Origin of the sequence: Pedobacter frigoris (assembly GCF_032678645.1) — a bacterium.
In the GTDB taxonomy this organism is placed as follows: Bacteria; Bacteroidota; Bacteroidia; order Sphingobacteriales; family Sphingobacteriaceae; genus Pedobacter; species Pedobacter frigoris_A.
Genome location: NZ_JAVTSP010000003.1, coordinates 298,650 through 316,063, shown reverse-complemented (window position 1 = coordinate 316,063; position 17,414 = coordinate 298,650). Strand labels below are relative to the sequence as shown.

General features: G+C 40.3%; 16 protein-coding genes. 9 read left to right on the top strand and 7 right to left on the bottom strand.

Going from position 1 to position 17,414, the window contains the following annotated elements; genetic code table 11:
- Positions 1 to 11: 11 nt before the first annotated feature.
- From R2Q78_RS11845 to ilvA, 8 genes are read left to right on the top strand one after another with little or no spacing between them, the layout of a single operon-like run.
- Entirely contained in the window at positions 12 to 479 is a 468-nt protein-coding gene (locus tag R2Q78_RS11845; protein ID WP_316792110.1) for a DinB family protein, read from the top strand.
- Positions 480 to 514: 35 nt separating this feature from the next.
- Entirely contained in the window at positions 515 to 1,996 is a 1,482-nt protein-coding gene (gene ilvC / locus R2Q78_RS11840) for a ketol-acid reductoisomerase (RefSeq protein ID WP_316792108.1), read from the top strand.
- A gap of 55 nt (positions 1,997 to 2,051) precedes the next feature.
- The gene (gene leuC / locus R2Q78_RS11835; RefSeq protein WP_316792106.1) at positions 2,052 to 3,458 is read left to right on the top strand and encodes a 3-isopropylmalate dehydratase large subunit; all 1,407 of its coding nucleotides are present in this window, start codon (positions 2,052 to 2,054) and stop codon (positions 3,456 to 3,458) included.
- Between the two features lie 12 nt (positions 3,459 to 3,470).
- A complete protein-coding gene (gene leuD, locus R2Q78_RS11830; protein ID WP_316792105.1) occupies positions 3,471 to 4,055 on the top strand; it encodes a 3-isopropylmalate dehydratase small subunit in 585 nt (194 codons plus the stop codon).
- Entirely contained in the window at positions 4,055 to 5,545 is a 1,491-nt protein-coding gene (locus R2Q78_RS11825; protein ID WP_316792103.1) for an ATP-binding cassette domain-containing protein, read from the top strand. Before leuD ends, R2Q78_RS11825 begins: the two co-directional genes overlap by 1 nt.
- An 18-nt stretch (positions 5,546 to 5,563) precedes the next feature.
- On the top strand, positions 5,564 to 6,655 hold the full coding sequence (leuB, locus tag R2Q78_RS11820; RefSeq protein ID WP_136833985.1) for a 3-isopropylmalate dehydrogenase: 1,092 nt from the start codon (positions 5,564 to 5,566) through the stop codon (positions 6,653 to 6,655).
- Positions 6,656 to 6,667: 12 nt separating this feature from the next.
- Complete coding sequence (locus R2Q78_RS11815) at positions 6,668 to 7,840, top strand: 2-isopropylmalate synthase (protein ID WP_316792100.1); 1,173 nt, start codon at positions 6,668 to 6,670, stop codon at positions 7,838 to 7,840.
- Between the two features lie 11 nt (positions 7,841 to 7,851).
- Positions 7,852 to 9,102 carry a threonine ammonia-lyase IlvA gene (gene ilvA, locus R2Q78_RS11810; RefSeq protein WP_316792098.1) on the top strand — a complete coding sequence of 417 codons (1,251 nt, stop codon included), beginning with the start codon at positions 7,852 to 7,854 and terminating at the stop codon, positions 9,100 to 9,102.
- 164 nt (positions 9,103 to 9,266) lie between these two features.
- Here the strand turns inward: ilvA and R2Q78_RS11805 are convergent, their stop codons facing one another.
- Positions 9,267 to 10,424 (bottom strand): glycosyltransferase, encoded by a 1,158-nt coding sequence (locus R2Q78_RS11805; protein WP_316792096.1) that lies wholly within the window; start codon positions 10,422 to 10,424, stop codon positions 9,267 to 9,269.
- Between the two features lie 193 nt (positions 10,425 to 10,617).
- Here R2Q78_RS11805 and R2Q78_RS11800 point away from each other — a divergent pair, with 193 nt between their 5' ends.
- On the top strand, positions 10,618 to 11,034 hold the full coding sequence (locus R2Q78_RS11800) for a hypothetical protein (RefSeq protein ID WP_316792095.1): 417 nt from the start codon (positions 10,618 to 10,620) through the stop codon (positions 11,032 to 11,034).
- 56 nt (positions 11,035 to 11,090) lie between these two features.
- On the opposite strand, the gene R2Q78_RS11795 is transcribed toward R2Q78_RS11800, so the two are convergent.
- The 6 genes from R2Q78_RS11795 to R2Q78_RS11770 form a co-directional block, all read right to left on the bottom strand.
- Complete coding sequence (locus R2Q78_RS11795) at positions 11,091 to 12,119, bottom strand: hypothetical protein (RefSeq protein ID WP_316792093.1); 1,029 nt, start codon at positions 12,117 to 12,119, stop codon at positions 11,091 to 11,093.
- Between the two features lie 15 nt (positions 12,120 to 12,134).
- Positions 12,135 to 12,506 (bottom strand): iron chaperone, encoded by a 372-nt coding sequence (locus tag R2Q78_RS11790; RefSeq protein WP_316792092.1) that lies wholly within the window; start codon positions 12,504 to 12,506, stop codon positions 12,135 to 12,137.
- A 6-nt stretch (positions 12,507 to 12,512) separates the two neighbouring features.
- Positions 12,513 to 13,232: an SGNH/GDSL hydrolase family protein gene (locus R2Q78_RS11785; protein WP_316792091.1), complete on the bottom strand. Its 720-nt coding sequence runs from the start codon at positions 13,230 to 13,232 to the stop codon at positions 12,513 to 12,515.
- Between the two features lie 10 nt (positions 13,233 to 13,242).
- Positions 13,243 to 14,295, bottom strand: coding sequence for an ABC transporter ATP-binding protein (locus R2Q78_RS11780; RefSeq protein WP_316792089.1), 1,053 nt, complete (start codon positions 14,293 to 14,295; stop codon positions 13,243 to 13,245).
- On the bottom strand, positions 14,250 to 16,532 hold the full coding sequence (locus R2Q78_RS11775; protein ID WP_316792086.1) for a CocE/NonD family hydrolase: 2,283 nt from the start codon (positions 16,530 to 16,532) through the stop codon (positions 14,250 to 14,252). Before R2Q78_RS11775 ends, R2Q78_RS11780 begins: the two co-directional genes overlap by 46 nt.
- A 79-nt stretch (positions 16,533 to 16,611) precedes the next feature.
- Positions 16,612 to 17,412, bottom strand: a complete 801-nt coding sequence (locus tag R2Q78_RS11770) for an outer membrane beta-barrel protein (RefSeq protein ID WP_316792085.1) — start codon at positions 17,410 to 17,412, stop codon at positions 16,612 to 16,614.
- Positions 17,413 to 17,414: the final 2 nt, after the last annotated feature.

Here is a 17,414-nt window from a genome sequence, read left to right as displayed (position 1 = left end):
CAACAGATGTAATGGAACAATTATTAGCAATCATCAGACAAACCCGTAAAAACTTTACTCAGTTGATCGAAGCCTCGTCTTTAGAAGAGCTGAATGAAGTACCGGCAGGTTTCAACAATAATATGATCTGGAATTTTGGACATATCATTGTGAGTCAGCAGTTGCTATGTTATAAACTGGCTGGTATCGAACCAAAAATTGATAAAGCGTTGATTTCAGATTACCAGAAAGGAACAAAACCAGAGCGGTTCATTGAACAAGCAGAAATTGAAACACTGAAAAATCTAATGGTTAGTACGATAGACGTACTTGAAACTGACCTGAAGAACAACATTTTCACTAGCTATCATGGTTTTATGACCAGCTATGGAGTGCAGCTGAACAATACGAATGATGCATTTCAATTTTTCCCGGTACATGATGCCTTTCACTATGGATGCGCATCATCAATAAAAAAAGCAATTAATAACAATAGATAAAAATTAAACGAACCTTAATCAAAAAAGATAAAAAGATGTCAAATTATTTTAACACACTACCTCTTAGAGAAAAATTAAACCAACTAGGTGTTTGCGATTTCATGAACAGTTCTGAATTCCTGGATGGCGTAAATGCATTAAAAGGTAAAAAACTGGTAATCGTAGGTTGCGGTGCCCAAGGTCTTAACCAGGGTTTAAATTTAAGAGATAGTGGTTTAAATATTGCCTATACTTTACGTAAAGAAGCGATTGAAGGCAAAAGAGATTCATGGAAAAATGCGACAGACAACAACTTTACTGTTGGTACGTATGAGGAATTGATTCCTGACGCTGATGTGGTGATCAACCTTACTCCTGATAAGCAGCACACTGCTGTAGTAAATGCAGTAATGCCGTTGATGAAACAAGGGGCTACATTATTGTATTCACATGGCTTCAACATTGTTGAGGAAGGCATGCAGATCCGTAAAGACATTACTGTAATTATGGTGGCTCCTAAATGTCCTGGTAGCGAAGTAAGAGCAGAATATGTAAGAGGATTTGGTGTACCTACGCTAATCGCTGTTCACCCTGAAAACGATCCTGAAGGAAAAGGTTTGGCACAAGCTAAAGCATATTGTGTGGGAACAGGTGGTCACAGAGCTGGTGTATTGAAATCATCTTTTGTAGCAGAAGTAAAATCTGACTTAATGGGTGAGCAAACTATCCTTTGCGGTTTATTGCAAACTGGCTCTATCCTTTCTTTCGATAAAATGATTGAAAAAGGAATCGATGCAGGCTATGCTTCTAAACTGGTTCAGTATGGTGTAGAGGTAATCACTGAAGCTTTGAAGCAAGGTGGTATCACTGCCATGATGGACAGACTAAGCAATGTTGCTAAAATCAAAGCTTTTGAGATCTCTGAGGAATTGAAGACCATTATGCGTCCTTTGTTCCAGAAACACCAGGATGACATTATGAGTGGCGAATTTAGCCGTATCATGATGGAAGATTGGGCTAATGGTGATAAAAACCTATTGGGATGGCGTGCTGCTACTGGCGAGACCGCTTTCGAAAAAACTCCGGCAGGTGATGTAAAAATCGGTGAGCAGGAATATTTCGACAACTATACTTTGATGGTTGCTTTTGTAAGAGCAGGTGTTGAACTGGCTTTCGAAACGATGGTTCAGGCTGGTATCAAACCTGAGTCTGCTTACTACGAATCGTTACACGAGACTCCGCTTATTGCAAATACCATTGCACGTAAGAAACTATTCGAAATGAACCGTGTAATTTCTGATACTGCAGAATACGGATGTTACCTGTTTGACGCTGCTTGTAAGCCGCTTCTGGCAGACTTCATGACAAGAGTAGATACCGATTTAGTGGGTAAAAACTTCAATGAAGGAAAAGATGGCGCTGTAGATAACAGAACTTTAATTGCTGTAAATGAAGCTCTCCGCTCACATCAGGTGGAGCAGATCGGTGCTGAATTGAGAAAAGCAATGACTGCTATGAAAGCGATTAAAACTGCATAAAATAACACAAGCCTTAGCGGTTTCAGGATCGCTAAGGTTTACAAAAAAGAATAAAATGTCAAAAACATTAGTAGAAAAAATTTGGGATGCACACGTTGTAAAAAGTGAAGCAGGATTTCCTGATATTTTGTACATAGATACACACTTGATTCATGAGGTAACTTCTCCGCAGGCATTTGATGGTTTGCGCAAAAGAGGCTTACCTGTGCTTCGTCCAAAACAAACTGTAGCTACAGCCGACCATAACGTGCCTACGATCAATCAACTGCAGCCAATCAAAGAAGAACTTTCGCGCTATCAGGTAGATATGCTGACTAAAAACTGTGCAGAATTTGGTATTGAGCTGTATGGTTTGGGTCACCCTTTTCAGGGGATCGTTCACGTAATTGGTCCGGAGCTTGGCATCACTTTACCGGGTAAAACTATGGTTTGCGGTGATAGTCATACATCTACGCATGGTGCTTTTGGTGCTATTGCTTTTGGCATAGGTACTTCTCAGGTAGAACAGGTTTTTGCGACGCAATGTCTATTGCAGCAGAAACCTAAGACCATGAAAATTGAAGTGAACGGCACATTAGGAAAGGGTGTAACTGCTAAAGACATTATTTTATACATCATTGCTAAAATTTCTGCTGCCGGTGGTACAGGATATTTTATTGAATATGCAGGTTCGGCCATTGAAGCTTTAAGTATGGAAGCGCGCATGACGATCTGTAACATGAGTATCGAAATGGGTGCCAGAGGCGGATTGATTGCTCCTGATCAGATTACTTTCGATTACATCAAAGGCAGAGAGTTTGCTCCTGCAGGTGCAGAGTGGGAAAAAGCACTTGCTTACTGGAAAACTTTGTACAGCGATGCTGATGCGAAATTTGATAGCGTATTGACTTTCGAAGCAGAAGACATTGCCCCTATGATTACTTACGGAACCAATCCGGGTATGGGTATGGGTATTAAAGAAAATATTCCTGCAACCAGTTCACAACCAGATAAAGAGCAATTGTCTTACCAAAAAGCATTGGATTATATGGGCTTTGACGACAATGCTTCATTGATCGGAAAACCTGTGGATTATGTTTTCATTGGCAGCTGCACCAACTCACGTATTGAAGATTTACGTGAAGTAGCTGAATTTGTGAAGGGCAAACAGAAAGCGGAAAACGTGACTGTATGGATTGTTCCGGGTTCTAAACAGGTAGAACAGCAGGCGAAGAATGAAGGTTTAGATAAAATCTTTGAAGAGGCAGGCTTCCAGCTTCGTGAACCAGGATGCAGTGCATGTCTGGGTATGAACGAGGATAAGATTCCTGCAGGAAAATACTGTGTGTCTACTTCCAACAGGAATTTTGAGGGCCGTCAGGGTCCTGACGCCAGAACTTTGCTGGTAAGTCCGCTTACAGCAGCAGCAGCAGCCGTAACCGGAAAAATTACAGATGTAAGGGATTTGTTGGTTGAAGCTTAAAACAAGAAGAAGATGAGGAAATTCGAAAGATTAACATCGGCAGTAGTGCCTTTAAATATAGAGAATATTGATACCGACCAGATCATCCCGGCGAGGTTTCTAAAAGCCACTACCCGCGAAGGTTTTGGTGAAAACCTGTTCCGCGACTGGCGTTACAATGGCGACAATACGCCTAAAGCGGATTTCGTGCTAAACGATCCTGCCTACAAGGGACAAGTATTGGTGGCTGGTAAAAACTTTGGTTGCGGAAGCAGCCGTGAGCACGCTGCCTGGGCAATTCAGGATGCCGGTTTTGATGTCGTGATCAGCAGCTTTTTTGCTGATATTTTCAAAGGAAATGCATTGAACAATGGTCTTTTACCTATCCAGGTAAGCGAAGATTTCCTTGCTGCTATTTTTAAAGCAGTAGATCAGGACAATAAAGCACAGCTGGACGTTGACCTGGAAAACCAGACGGTAACGATCGTTGCCACTGCAGAAAAAACAGACTTTGAGATCAATCCTTATAAAAAATCATGCCTGATCAATGGCTATGATGACATAGATTTCATATTGAACCAAAAACAATTAATAGAAGCATTCGAGCAAGCGAGATAATGTCAAACCCCGTCGTCCATATCACAAACCTTAACCTGAAGTATCACCATCATGTGGTACTAAAGGATTTGAACTGGGTAATCCATCCCGGTGAAAATTGGTTATTGTGTGGGAAAAGCGGAAGTGGCAAAACATCATTGGCAAAGGCCATGGCAGGCATTTCGCATGTCTATGGCAATATTGAAACCAACTTTAATCCTGAAAGCAAACTACCGGCTTTGGTTCACTATGTGGCCAACTGGTACCAGTTTAAAGACTTGGAAGGACAATCAAATTTCTATTACCAACAACGCTACAACAGTCAGGCTACTCCTACTACGGCTACTGTAAAAGCCGAACTGGAAAGTTATGGCAAAAAACATGGGCTGGAGTTCAGTGCTGTCGAAAGTCTGATAAATGCATTGGGTTTCTCTGCATTAAAAAATTCAGCACTAATTGAACTATCAAGCGGAGAACATAAAAAATTGCAGATCATTAAAGCGCTGTGGTTAAAACCACAGCTTTTGATCCTTGACCAGCCTTACAATGGGCTGGACACCCTTTCCCGTCAAAACCTGAATACCTTACTGGAATCATTTTGTAGAGATGGAATGCAACTGATCCTGGTCAGCAATGACAATGAATTACCCGCTGTAATCAACCGCTATGCAGCTATCAGTGAGGGTAAGCTCCATGTAATTACTGAAGGCGAAAGAACATACGATGTACTGGAAATAAGTGAAAAGTCTGTTCCTTCATTCCTAAACGAAGCTCCTGTACCTTCTTCGTCGACAGTAATTAAAATGGTTGATGTGAACATCAGTTACGGCGAGAAACAGGTATTAAAGAACATCAACTGGGAAGTAAAATCAGGTGAGAAATGGGTTTTACAGGGGCCTAACGGTTCAGGTAAATCGACTTTATTGAGTTTAATCTGTGCTGATCATCCTCAGGCTTATGCAAACGAGTTTTATTTGTTTGGCCATAAAAGAGGAAGTGGTGAAAGCATTTGGGAAATCAAGGAGCGTATTGGTTTAATCTCGCCTGAACTGCATTGGTATTTTGATGCCTCTGCGACAGTATGGGAAAGCGTTGTTTCAGGGTTTTATGACAGCTCAGGTTTATTTTGTGAACCAGGCTACACCAAAACTGCCCAGGCCAATGAACTGATCAGTTATTTCGGACTGGACGAGTACCAAAATGTGCTGATGAATACCCTTCCATTAGGAAAACAAAGACTGGCGCTGCTGGCGCGCACAATTATAAAAAACCCTCAGCTACTGATTTTGGATGAGCCTTGTCAGGGATTAGACCAGCAGCAAACCAAACATTTTAACCGCCTGGTAGACGAGCTGTGTAAAAATGGGACAACACTTATTTACGTGGGTCATTTTGAATCGCAGCTACCGGCGTGTATAGAGAAAAGAATTTTATTAGAAAACGGTCAAGTAAAAACCGTAGAAAACATATTAAAGGTCGTCAAGAGTGTGGAGAACCTCGAAACGGCCTGAACATAAAACACAAGTACAATGAAGAAGAACATACTAGTTATACCAGGCGATGGCATCGGACCTGAAGTTACCACATGGGGTAAAGCAATTTTAGAGCAAATTGCTGAAGATTTTGGTCATGAATTTACTTTTGACGAAGCCCTGATGGGTCACGCCGCTATAGAAGCAACAGGCAATCCCCTACCCGATGAAACACTGGAAAAAGCGAAAAAAAGTGATGCCATACTTTTTGGTGCTGTAGGCCATGCTATGTATGACAATGATCCTTCTCTTAAAGTACGCCCTGAACAAGGTTTGTTAAAGATTCGCAAAGAACTTGGACTATATGCAAACCTACGCCCTATCCTGCTATTTGATGAGTTACTGAATGCTTCAAGCATCAAGGCAAGCATCTTAAAAGGCACAGATATTTTATTTTTCAGAGAGCTGACAGGAGATGTTTACTTCGGTGAGAAAACCCGCTCTGAGGACAGAAATACTGCTTCAGATTTGATGATCTATCACCGCTACGAAGTTGAAAGAATCGCAAGAAAAGCTTATGAAGCAGCAATGCAACGTAACAAAAGGTTATGTTCTGTAGATAAGGCTAATGTATTGGAAAGTTCAAGACTTTGGAGAGAAACAGTACAAGCGATTTCGAAAGAATATCCTGAAGTGAAAACTGAGCACATGTTCATCGACAATGCAGCGATGCAACTGATCAAGGATCCGAAACAGTTTGATGTGGTACTTACAGCGAACCTATTTGGTGATATCCTGACTGACGAAGCTTCTCAAATTGCTGGTTCGATGGGTATGCTGGCCTCAGCTTCTATAGGCGATGGAACAGGTTTCTTTGAACCAATCCATGGTTCTGCCCACGACATTACAGGTAAAGACCTCGCTAACCCGCTTGCATCTATCCTGTCTGTAGCACTGATGCTCGAAATAGGCTTTGGTCTGAAAGAAGAAGCTAAAGTAGTTGTCGCCGCGGTTGACAAAGCACTCAAAGAAGGCTTCCGTACCAATGACATTGCCGATGGAACAACCAATCCTTATAATGTATTGGGCACCAAAGAAATGGGCAAACTTGTTTTAAAATTTATCGCACAAACAGCTTACACCAATTAAACCCCTAAATTTATGTTACACGATCCAAATAGAGTCTATATATTCGACACCACCTTACGTGATGGCGAACAAGTGCCGGGTTGCCAGTTGGCTACACCCGAAAAAGTAGAAATTGCAAAAGCGTTGGAAGCACTAGGGGTTGACGTGATTGAAGCAGGATTCCCTATTTCAAGTCCTGGCGATTTTCAGAGTGTTGTGGAATTATCTAAAGCCGTATCAGAGCCTGTGATTTGTGCGCTGACCCGCGCCAATAAAGGTGATATCGACGCTGCCGTAGCTGCACTTAAATTTGCAAAACGTCCGCGTATCCATACTGGTATCGGTTCATCTGATATGCACATTAAATATAAATTCAACAGCACCCGGGAAGACATCTTAGCGCGTGCAGTTGAAGCTGTTAAATATGCAAAGCAATTTGTAGAGGACATTGAGTTTTATGCTGAAGATGCAGGCCGTGCAGACAATGTATTCCTTGCGCAAATGGTTGAAGCTGTAATTGCAGCTGGTGCTACGGTGGTTAACATCCCCGACACCAATGGTTATTGCTTACCTGAATTATACGGTTCGAAGATCCGTTTTCTGAAAGAAAATGTAAAGAATATTGATCAGGCGATCATTTCTGTGCATTGCCATAATGACCTTGGTCTGGCTACAGCAAACAGTTTATCTGGTATCATCAACGGTGCCCGTCAGGTAGAATGTACCATCAACGGTATTGGAGAGCGCGCAGGTAACACCGCATTGGAAGAGGTAACGATGATCTTAAAAACACACCACGATCTGAATTTGCATACCAATATCAATAGCAAGCACTTCAGACAGATCAGCGATATGGTGAGCAGTATGATGCGCATGCCTGTACAGCCTAATAAAGCCATTGTAGGACAGAATGCATTTGCACACAGCTCTGGCATCCATCAGGATGGTTTCTTAAAACACAGGGAAAATTATGAGATCATAAAGCCAGAAGATGTTGGTGTAGGTTCTGCAGATATTGTTTTAACTGCAAGAAGTGGCCGTCACGCCCTAAAACATCATTTGGAGAGATTAGGACATCAGTTGGATAAAGCAAATTTAGACCTGGTTTACGAACGCTTCTTAGTATTGGCTGACGAAAAAGGACACATCAACGATGAAGACGTCTTGTTTTTGGCTAACGAGGTTTTGAAAGCTCAGGTACAATAAATTCAATAAACATGAATACAGAAAAAGTAGTGGAGTTAGATTTTGTTGCAGCGGCAGAGCGATTGAAAGGAACGGTAAAACGTACACCTTTAGAATATAATGCGGGACTTTCTGAAAAATATAATGCAAATATTTACCTGAAAAGGGAAGATTTGCAGGTGGTACGTTCTTATAAATTAAGAGGTGCTTACAACATGATCAGCACTTTGCAACCGGAGCAGGTAGCAAAAGGTGTGGTGTGTGCAAGTGCGGGTAACCATGCTCAGGGAGTGGCCCATTCATGTAAGAAGCTGAACATTAAAGGCGTAATTTTTATGCCTGAAATTACACCTAAACAAAAAGTAAAACAAACAGAAATGTTTGGCGGCTCTCATATTGAGATTGTTTTGGTGGGCGACACTTTTGATGACTGTTTAAGAGAAGCAATCGCTTATACGGCTGAACATCAGATGACTTTCATCCCTCCCTTTGACAATGAAAAAGTCATAGAAGGACAAGGAACTGTAGGTGTAGAGGTTTTCGAAGATCTTCCTGAGCTTGACGTTGTCGTGATGCCTATTGGCGGTGGCGGATTAGCATCAGGTGTAGGCAGTTACTTAAGAGGATTAAAACCTTCTGTACAGCTGATTGGTGTGGAACCGGAAGGTGCACCTTCTATGAAACTTGCCCTGGAAAACGGTGCACCGGTATTACTGGATGAGATAGACCGTTTTGTAGATGGCGCGGCAGTAAAGAAAGTGGGTAGCCTTACTTACCAGTATTGTACTGAACTGCTGGATCAGATGCTGTTAATACCTGAAGGAAAAATCTGCACTACAATTTTAAAACTGTATAACGAAGATGCCATTGTAGTGGAACCTGCGGGTGCCCTTGCTGTGGCTTCACTGGATCAGATCAAAGACGAGATACAAGGTAAAAATGTAGTTTGTATCGTAAGTGGCGGCAACAACGACATTGAGCGCATGCAGGAAATCAAAGAGAAATCTTTGCTTTTTGAAGGATTAAAGCATTACTTCATCGTACGCTTTCCTCAAAGACCAGGTGCATTGAAACTATTCGTCAATAATGTACTTGGCCCTCATGATGACATTACCAGATTTGAATTCATCAAGAAAACGAACCGTGAAAATGGCCCTGCCCTTGTAGGCATTGAGTTAGCAAACCGTTCAGACTACGAATCGCTGGTAGCCAGAATGAAAGAGTTTAAGTTTGAGATTATTGAACTGAACAACGATCAAACCTTGTTTGAATACCTCGTGTAACCGGGTGTTGATATAAAATGCTGTACGAAAAGAGAAGTAATTTATTCTTGCCGTCATCCTGAATTTATTTCAGGATCCCGCTTAAGGAAGGCCTAATAACATGGCCGGGATCCAGAAATAAATTCAGGATGACGATCGTGCCTTTTCAGGCTGCCATTTTCTGTTTATAAGTTTTCTTCTTTTAATATTTTAATGAGTTCCTTCTTAACGTTATCCGGAGCAAATTGTTCGCAGGCATAATCTTTCACTGCATTACTACAATCAACATATTGCTGATCATCCAATGCCAATACTTTACCTATAGCATCGTTTAGTCCTGAAACTGACAACTCTTCCATTTCGAAGATAAAATCCTTGTGTGGAAAGCCGCAATACTTACTCACTATAGGCACCAGACCGGCAGACATCGGCTCAATAGTTCCGCCTGGCAAACCGTCAACATAACTTGGAGTGATGGAATAACTGCAGGAATTTACAGCATTTCTCATCGCTTCAGAATTCATAGGAATATTCTTCAGTAGAATTACATGGTCATTGTCATCTAAAACATCCTTATAATGGTTTTGTAGTGATTCATCCAGATAAGGAATGATAATATAAAAGCATAAGTCCTTTCTTGACCTGGCAACTTCAAGAAGGATATGCAGCCCCTTATTGATGACTCTTCCTCCGCAAAGAAAGAGAAAATTCTTATTTCTTGATGCTACACTTTTCCTTTCCAAACCAGAAAAAGCATTCAATATGTTGTTATTTAAAGAATAGGCCTTGTTTTTAAACTCCGATTTGAAATGATCCAATACATCGCCATGGGCCAGAATGATCGCAAAATCGGCGTCAAACATTGCATAATAAGTACTGCCTGGTAATACAAGGCCATCCTTAGGAAGCCATAATCCTGACAATGCATAAAAGTCCTGCACCGACCTCAGGCTCATGGAATTATGAAGATAATCATGCGCTCCAGTAATAAAGTGAATTCTTGAAATTTGTCTGTTAGCATCATAAAATGATCTTTCAAAACAATCACCAAAGCCAAAGATTACGGAATACTTACTGTAGTTGATCTCAGGGGTATCAGAGAAATTATAGACATCCACATTATAACCAAGTTCAGAAAAGCTTTCTGCGACGATATGCGCAGTACGGTAGTTCTGATGCTTGAAATCGTTTGATTCCTGAAATGGGAGTATCAGGTAAGAAATGAGCACATCCTTTTGATAATTGGTCTGATAAAAATTAATAATACCACTATCAATGGTCTTTTTTTCTTTCTTACCCAAAAGTTTATTCCATCTTTTGGTGATACTTCTTTTTATGTTCATTGTTAACGGCAGTACAATTCGATTCCAATTATACGGAAATATTTATCTGCTTATGACCATTTTCACAAAATTTACCATAGGTCAAAGCATCATTATTTTACATAACATTTTAATTACAAAATTGAACAAACCTATAGTTAATAATTTTATGGCAGCAGATTTGCTTAACTATTTTCAAAAACACACAAATCACATGAAAAAGCTCCTATTTTTAATCCTTTGCACCACCACGCTGGGCCTGGTGTCATGCAAAAAAGACACCATCATTCAGGAAACACCTAACAGGACCTACGTTTATACGATACAGCCAGGTTCGTGGATTACTTCTAATAATGGAGAAATGCATACTGCAACTTTAGACATACCTGAAGTAGATGGAATAACGCTTGACGACGAAGGGGTTTTAGTGTATTTGGATCATCCAGCTATGAGCAGCAGCCAAATACAAGTTCCTTTTACCTGGAATGGTAATGCTTACAGCTATGAACTATATAATGGAGGAATACACATCAACATACAAAGTTCGGATAATCAAGACCTTTTACCTGTTAAACCAACGCAGGCTATGAAGGCTAAAATCGTGGTCATACCTTCTCAATTTCAACCATAAAGGACTCAATTATAATCCTATGAAAAAGGCGGTGTTTAACAAAAACACCGCCTTTTTTATTTCCAGCTTTTAAAAGCTCCCACATCATAACTGATGACCCCTGTCTTAGGATCATAGTTAGCTTCGGACAAAATAGGAATCGGCATAGCTATCTTAGACTGTTCAGGATGATGTGTCCGGTTATGATAAGTAATAACTTCAGCCGGTTTAATCAATCTACCGTTTACCATGATATTCTTTATATCCAGTTTTACATCCGGAAGCTCTTTGTAATTGATGACCCCATACATAGACTTAGGAGCTTCTTTAGCGAAGTTGATGACAGCTCCATATTGTTCAAGGAAAACTATATTCTGAGCGTTAAACATTAGCTTCTTACCCGGAAATGCAAGAGATCCGATTATGGTTTTTTCTTTTGTTTTCAAATTCTCAACCGTCATAGTAACCCAGCTATGCTCATACTCACCCCAGGTAAACATGATTTCTTTGCTTTTATAATTTTGAGGGAGAGGTTTACCTTCTATCTCACCTGATTTATAAAGTGTGAGGCGGTAAGTTCCCTTATCCCATTTTACTTTGTTTCGGATACTGATAAAATCACCTTCAGCATCACTGCTAGAGTAGTAACCCTCCGTCTTTAGTGCACCTTTATCCCGTTCCATCCACCTCGAAAAAATTCCACCCCTGCCGATGCTGATATCATTTCCTCCCTCAATTGGCTTACCTCCCGATTTTGTCTGAATTCCAGCATAAAAAGGCATTCCATTAATCGCACCATTGAAAGGGGAAATATAAAAGCTATAACTCTTTGGAACTTTGGTTTTCACTTCTACATCTAAAGAAATACTGCTGAATTCAAATTTTGCAGTATCCAGCTTAATGAAAGAGTTTACAAAATGCAAAGGAGCTAAGACTATGCTGTCCGGATATTTGTCGTCTGACTGCATCTTCTTTCTGAGTTCTTTATCGATGTCAGAGTTTTCGTACTTTTTCTTAAGCGCTTCTTTAGTAACGTCTTCTTGCTGACAAAAAGCAGCAGTGTAATATCCTGTGGCTAATAAAGTCAGGAACAATATTTTTTTCATAGAATGTATTTACGGTTATTTTTTCTTCTTTACCGGCAACTTTAAATTCTCCTCTACTCTGAATTTAGTAATCCGACTGATCAGATCTAAAGGCATTGGTTTATCAATCGGGAATTGTACGGAGCCTTTAGCCCCTTTGTATCTGGAAAGCTCCTCCTTGAATTCTTCTATCCCGTTTGGAGTCGGATACAAGCCAATATGATTTTTATACGCAGCAAAATGAATCAGATTTCCATTGAGTTTAAAGGTCGGCATTGCATAACCTATTGTTTCTTCCGCTTCGGGGGCGGCTTCACGGATCGTAGCGCGTACCTCCTCAAGGATTTTCCTCACATCCTCTGGAAATCCCGAAATATATTCATCTATGTTTCTGGCCTTCTCTGTCATAATAATTTATTTTAATGTCTTCTCTATGGCCTTTTCTGTTGCAATGGCCATAATCTTATATCCTTCCAAATTGGGGTGAACTCCATCAAGGGTCAACTCCTTCCGCTGCCCTCCACGTTCATCTACCAATGGCGTAAAATAATCCAACAGCGTAAATTTATTATCCTTTGCATACTGCTCAATCTCCCTGTTCAGGGATTTAATCTTTTCAGCAGGCTGCTCCAGTTCTTTTCTCCACGGATATTCAAATACCGGAAGATATGCACATAGAATTACTTTGATACCATGCAGCTTAGCCAGTTCACTCATCGACCTGATGTTATTCATAATCACTTCATTCGTGACATGCCCGGTACTCCCTGCAATGTCATTACTACCTGCTAGAATAACCACAGCTTTTGGTTTCAAATCAATAACATCTTGTCTGAATCGGATGAGCAGCTGAGGCGAAATTTGTCCGCTAATGCCACGATCTATATAAGCGTTGTTGTTAAAAAATTCCGGCATATGGTTTTTCCAGTACTCAAAAATAGAGCTCCCTAAAAACACCACACGTTTTTCATTCTTTGCCGGAGAGGGCAATTCCAGATTCTCTTTTTGGTAATGTCGCAAAGCAGCCCAGTCATCTCTAAAATCCTCTTTTTTTACTGCATCAGCATGGTTATTTTGTTGTGCAAAACCAGATAAAGAAAATAGTATAAATGGAAATAAAAGTCTTAACCTCATAGTACGCTATCTAAAATGCTAAAAACTTGTTAATATTTGCCTGTACATGATCATTCTTTTTATGCTCGCCTCTGTTCAATTGAATAGCCCTGATTGTAACACCATTTCGTTCCAACAATAGTTCTTCATAAAAACCTTTATAATACACATCTTTCACCTCAAAACGCCGGCTATTCCAGGAGCTTTTCAATTCTACCCATTCTGGATAAAAAACAACTTGTGCAGCATCAGTTTGAATGCCAAGTTTTTCAGCTTCTGCAGCCTGCAACACAACCGCATTGCCCAATATCTGTGCTGTATAAATATGATCCGGATGATTATAGATCTGTGAGGGAGAGCCACGCTGCAAGAGTATCCCGTCTTTTATGATCAATAGTTCGTCTGATAGAAACAATCCATCTGCGGGATCATGTGAAACCATAATTACAGTCACGCCCGTATCCGCAGCAATTCTCTTTATGTCTGCTCGCAGTTGATTTTTCAATAAAGCATCTACCTGACTGAAAGGCTCGTCAAGTAATAAAACAGAAATATCACTTACCAAAGCCCTGGCTATGGCCACTCTCTGTTGTTCACCCCCGCTTAAAGCAACTATTTTCTTATCCTTCAAATGATCAATGTGCAAATGACGCATCATTTCCATTGTTTTTTCATGCTTGGTTTGCACGTTTGTATTGGAAAGCATGGAAGCTATGTTGTCATAGACCTTTGCATAAATATTCAATGAAAAATCCTGTGTCACCATTTTCATCTCCTTATGCCCTGGAATCAATTGTTCATCCGGTCCAAGAACGCGTTTACCATTATAGAATACCTCTCCTTCGTCTACTTTTAGTAAGCCATAAATAGATTTAAGGAGTGTTGATTTGCCACTCCCGCTTTCTCCGATAATAGCGACAATACTACCTTTTTTTATCTCAAAACTAATATTCCGAATACCGGAAGCCTGTTCCGTCTGGTATTGCTTGCTGAGGTTTCTAACGCTGATGATCTGTTCTTCCACAGTGTAAATATAAATCAATTCCTCTGTACCGGAATATGGATCGAGCTTTTTCCTGACCATTTTATTCGGAGGGGCTCCTTGCCATCGGCAACAGATTCAACACTCACATCTTTTCCTGTTCCATAATTGATCTGCACATAAGCTCCTTTGGGGATCCCAATCAAAAACACAAGTCTGCTTCCTTTACTAATTTTTTTACTGATGAATGAACCTGTCACTGGAATATGGCTGACTATATTTGGGGTAATAAGTTCTCTTTTACTTCTATTTTTTGAATAACTCGCACGCTGTAAGGAGGTCGATAAAGAAAAACATTTACCATCAGCCCGCTGCTCAACAAGCTGAACAGAAATATCCATATCTTTTTTATTGATAGCTGCATATAACTCGGCGGTAAAAGAACCATTAATTGAAAAGTCCCTGTCAAAAACTTCTGAGACAAATCCCAGTCTCCCATCGACATCCAATGAATCTTCCAACAACTTGTAAGTATCAGATACTTTTTCCTTTTTACGGTCCAAAAATTCGCGCTGCTGTTGTATAACGGCATTAGCCTCTGGTTTGACAACCAGTTTATTTAGCTGCCCATTTTTTAGCGGTGACAAGTAAAACTGAAGGCTGCCATTATTCATTGTCTTTAGTGATGCGGCGTGTTTCCACTGATTTTCATCCATTACCTGGTAGTTCACCTTTTCTTTTAACAGCTCTGGTTTTACACTATCTTTTAATATATAGTCAAACCAACGAAAAACCAGTTTACTGATATCAATTTTTGCACTTTGGTCAATAGGATAACCATTTACTAACGGAGAGGGACTACCTTGAGCTCCTCCATGATCATACGGGCCTATCACCAAATAATGATTTGCTTTTGGATTCCAGAAATTATGTTCTTTAAAATAATAAAGAGCCCCCTTCTGATCGCCGTCAAAATATCCTGTAATGCTTAAAACCGGAATATTAATTTTACGGAATTCTTCTTTATAAGGAATCATTTTTTGCCAGTAGGCATCATAAGAAGGATGTTTCAACCAACGCTGAAATATCGTATTCGGCCTGCCTTCTATACTATCCAGCGAATGAAACGGTTTGTTACTCAGGTACCAATTGTTAAAAGTCTGGTCCCATTTCTCAATATTACTAAATTCAGCCCATTCAGTCCCCTTACTCGCAGTCACATTATTTAACCAGCGCAGCATATAAGTGGTAAACGTATTATTGTGCATTGGAAAATCTATCCCTGGTGCTGCAGCAACCTGCGGTACAATGGTCTTTAAGGCCGGATGCATCACCTTTGTCGCTGCCCATTGTGTAAAACCCAAATAACTGCCGCCATACATTCCTACCTTACCATTACACCAGCTTTGCTGACTGATCCAATTTATTGCGTCATACACATCATTAGCATCATGCTCAAAAGGCTCAATCATAGCATCAGATACATACTTTCCCCTTGTATTTAAGATCACGCCTGTATATCCATTGTTAACAATTTCTTTAGCCATTTCTACTTCTCCAGGTCCTGAATAGATGTTGGCAATCAATACCACCGGTTGTGATAATTCAGTCTTTTTACTTCTTACAATAACAGCAGAAAGTTCCACCCCATCACGCATTTTGATCATCACACTATCCTGAATGATGTAATTGCTGTTATCCAATGTGGACAACACTTTCTTACCGACAGGAACAAAGCGACTATACAGCCAATGCTGAAAATAAGCTTGTGAAAAATCATCCGCCTCATCCAGAGATAAGCTATCCTTCTGAAGGCTACGTCTCTTTTCGAGTATCACCTGCCATTGTTTTTCAATAGCTGAAACATCCATAGAAAATGGTTCAAGTGCAATCGTCTTTGCAAGTTTCCCTAAGTTTTCGAGGGCAATGGGAAATGTGATTTTGAACAATTCCTCTATCGATACCTCAGCACCTCTGCCTTCTGCCTGCATCAGTCTGATCTGGTTGTAGCATTCGTTAATGAACATTACCCCAAAACTCGCTCCTGTATCTATTTTCCCGCCCTTAATAACTTCATCCCTAAGCCTATTGATACTATTTAGTGACTCCCTGTACTGACCTGAAATACTCTGGTTTACGGATTGCAAGTAAATATCAGACATTTCTTTGTCTTTTATTTTATCCAATTTCGCAAGTATTTGCAAAGAAAGTGCCGACATGGCTGTTTTCAATTTTGCTGTATCGGCATAAGCTGCTTTGGGAAAATAAAATTGCTGGCTTTTGACGCTGAGTGTTATCAGCAATAGTAGTGTAGAGAAGATATATCTTATTTTCATCATAGGGAAGGTCAACTAAATTTACAAAAAATCCCGCAGCAAATGCTACGGGATTGGTCTTATTTGTGTGTATATGTGTCTATTAATTCAATCCAAAGGTCACTCCGAATGACATATTGGTCAGCCCTTTTTGCGGTGCACTGGCAAACATATCATTTGCATAAACTTTTGCAAACAATCCCAGACCATTGTAGCCAAACCTTACAGTTCCTCCGTATCTAAAGGCCTGAAACCTGTAATCATCTTTGAATTTCTGTTTTCCATTTTCCTCACTCACCTGTTTTACTTTCCCATTTAAGAGAAACCCTACTTCCGGCCCAATTACAAAGTAAAACCTGTTGCCATTATCATTTTCTTTCGTTCTCAATTCAAAGTTCAGGGGAATATGCACATAACTGCTCGAGAACCGGTTTTTTGAATAATGGATATCATCCTGCACGTAGGTAAGCTGCTGTTGGTTCCTTTGGATCGTAATGTCTTTACGTAATCTAATATGTGTCCAGTCAAAACCACCCGCTACATAAATTTTAAAATGCTCATTAAAGCGATAGCCCATTTGAAGGATATCAAAAGAGAAAGTACTTGTTTTTCCTCCCTTATAATCCAAAAATTCATTCTCAGGAGACAAAGTAAAGCTGCCATTATCTACCAATCGGCTAAAGCCAAGATCCATGCGTGTAAAAGTAATTCCTCCAACAAACCGGCCTTTAGAAGTAATCTTTCCAGTGGAATCCCGCTTACCGATATTGATACCGATGCCTTCCCCCACTTCGAATTGTTTAGCTTTCGCTTTTTTTGTAGAATCCTGCTGCGCAGATGTTATTTGTACCGTAGCCAGGGTAAGTCCGCTTACCAGAAGGGCCGTTAAGATCAGTGGTTTCATTT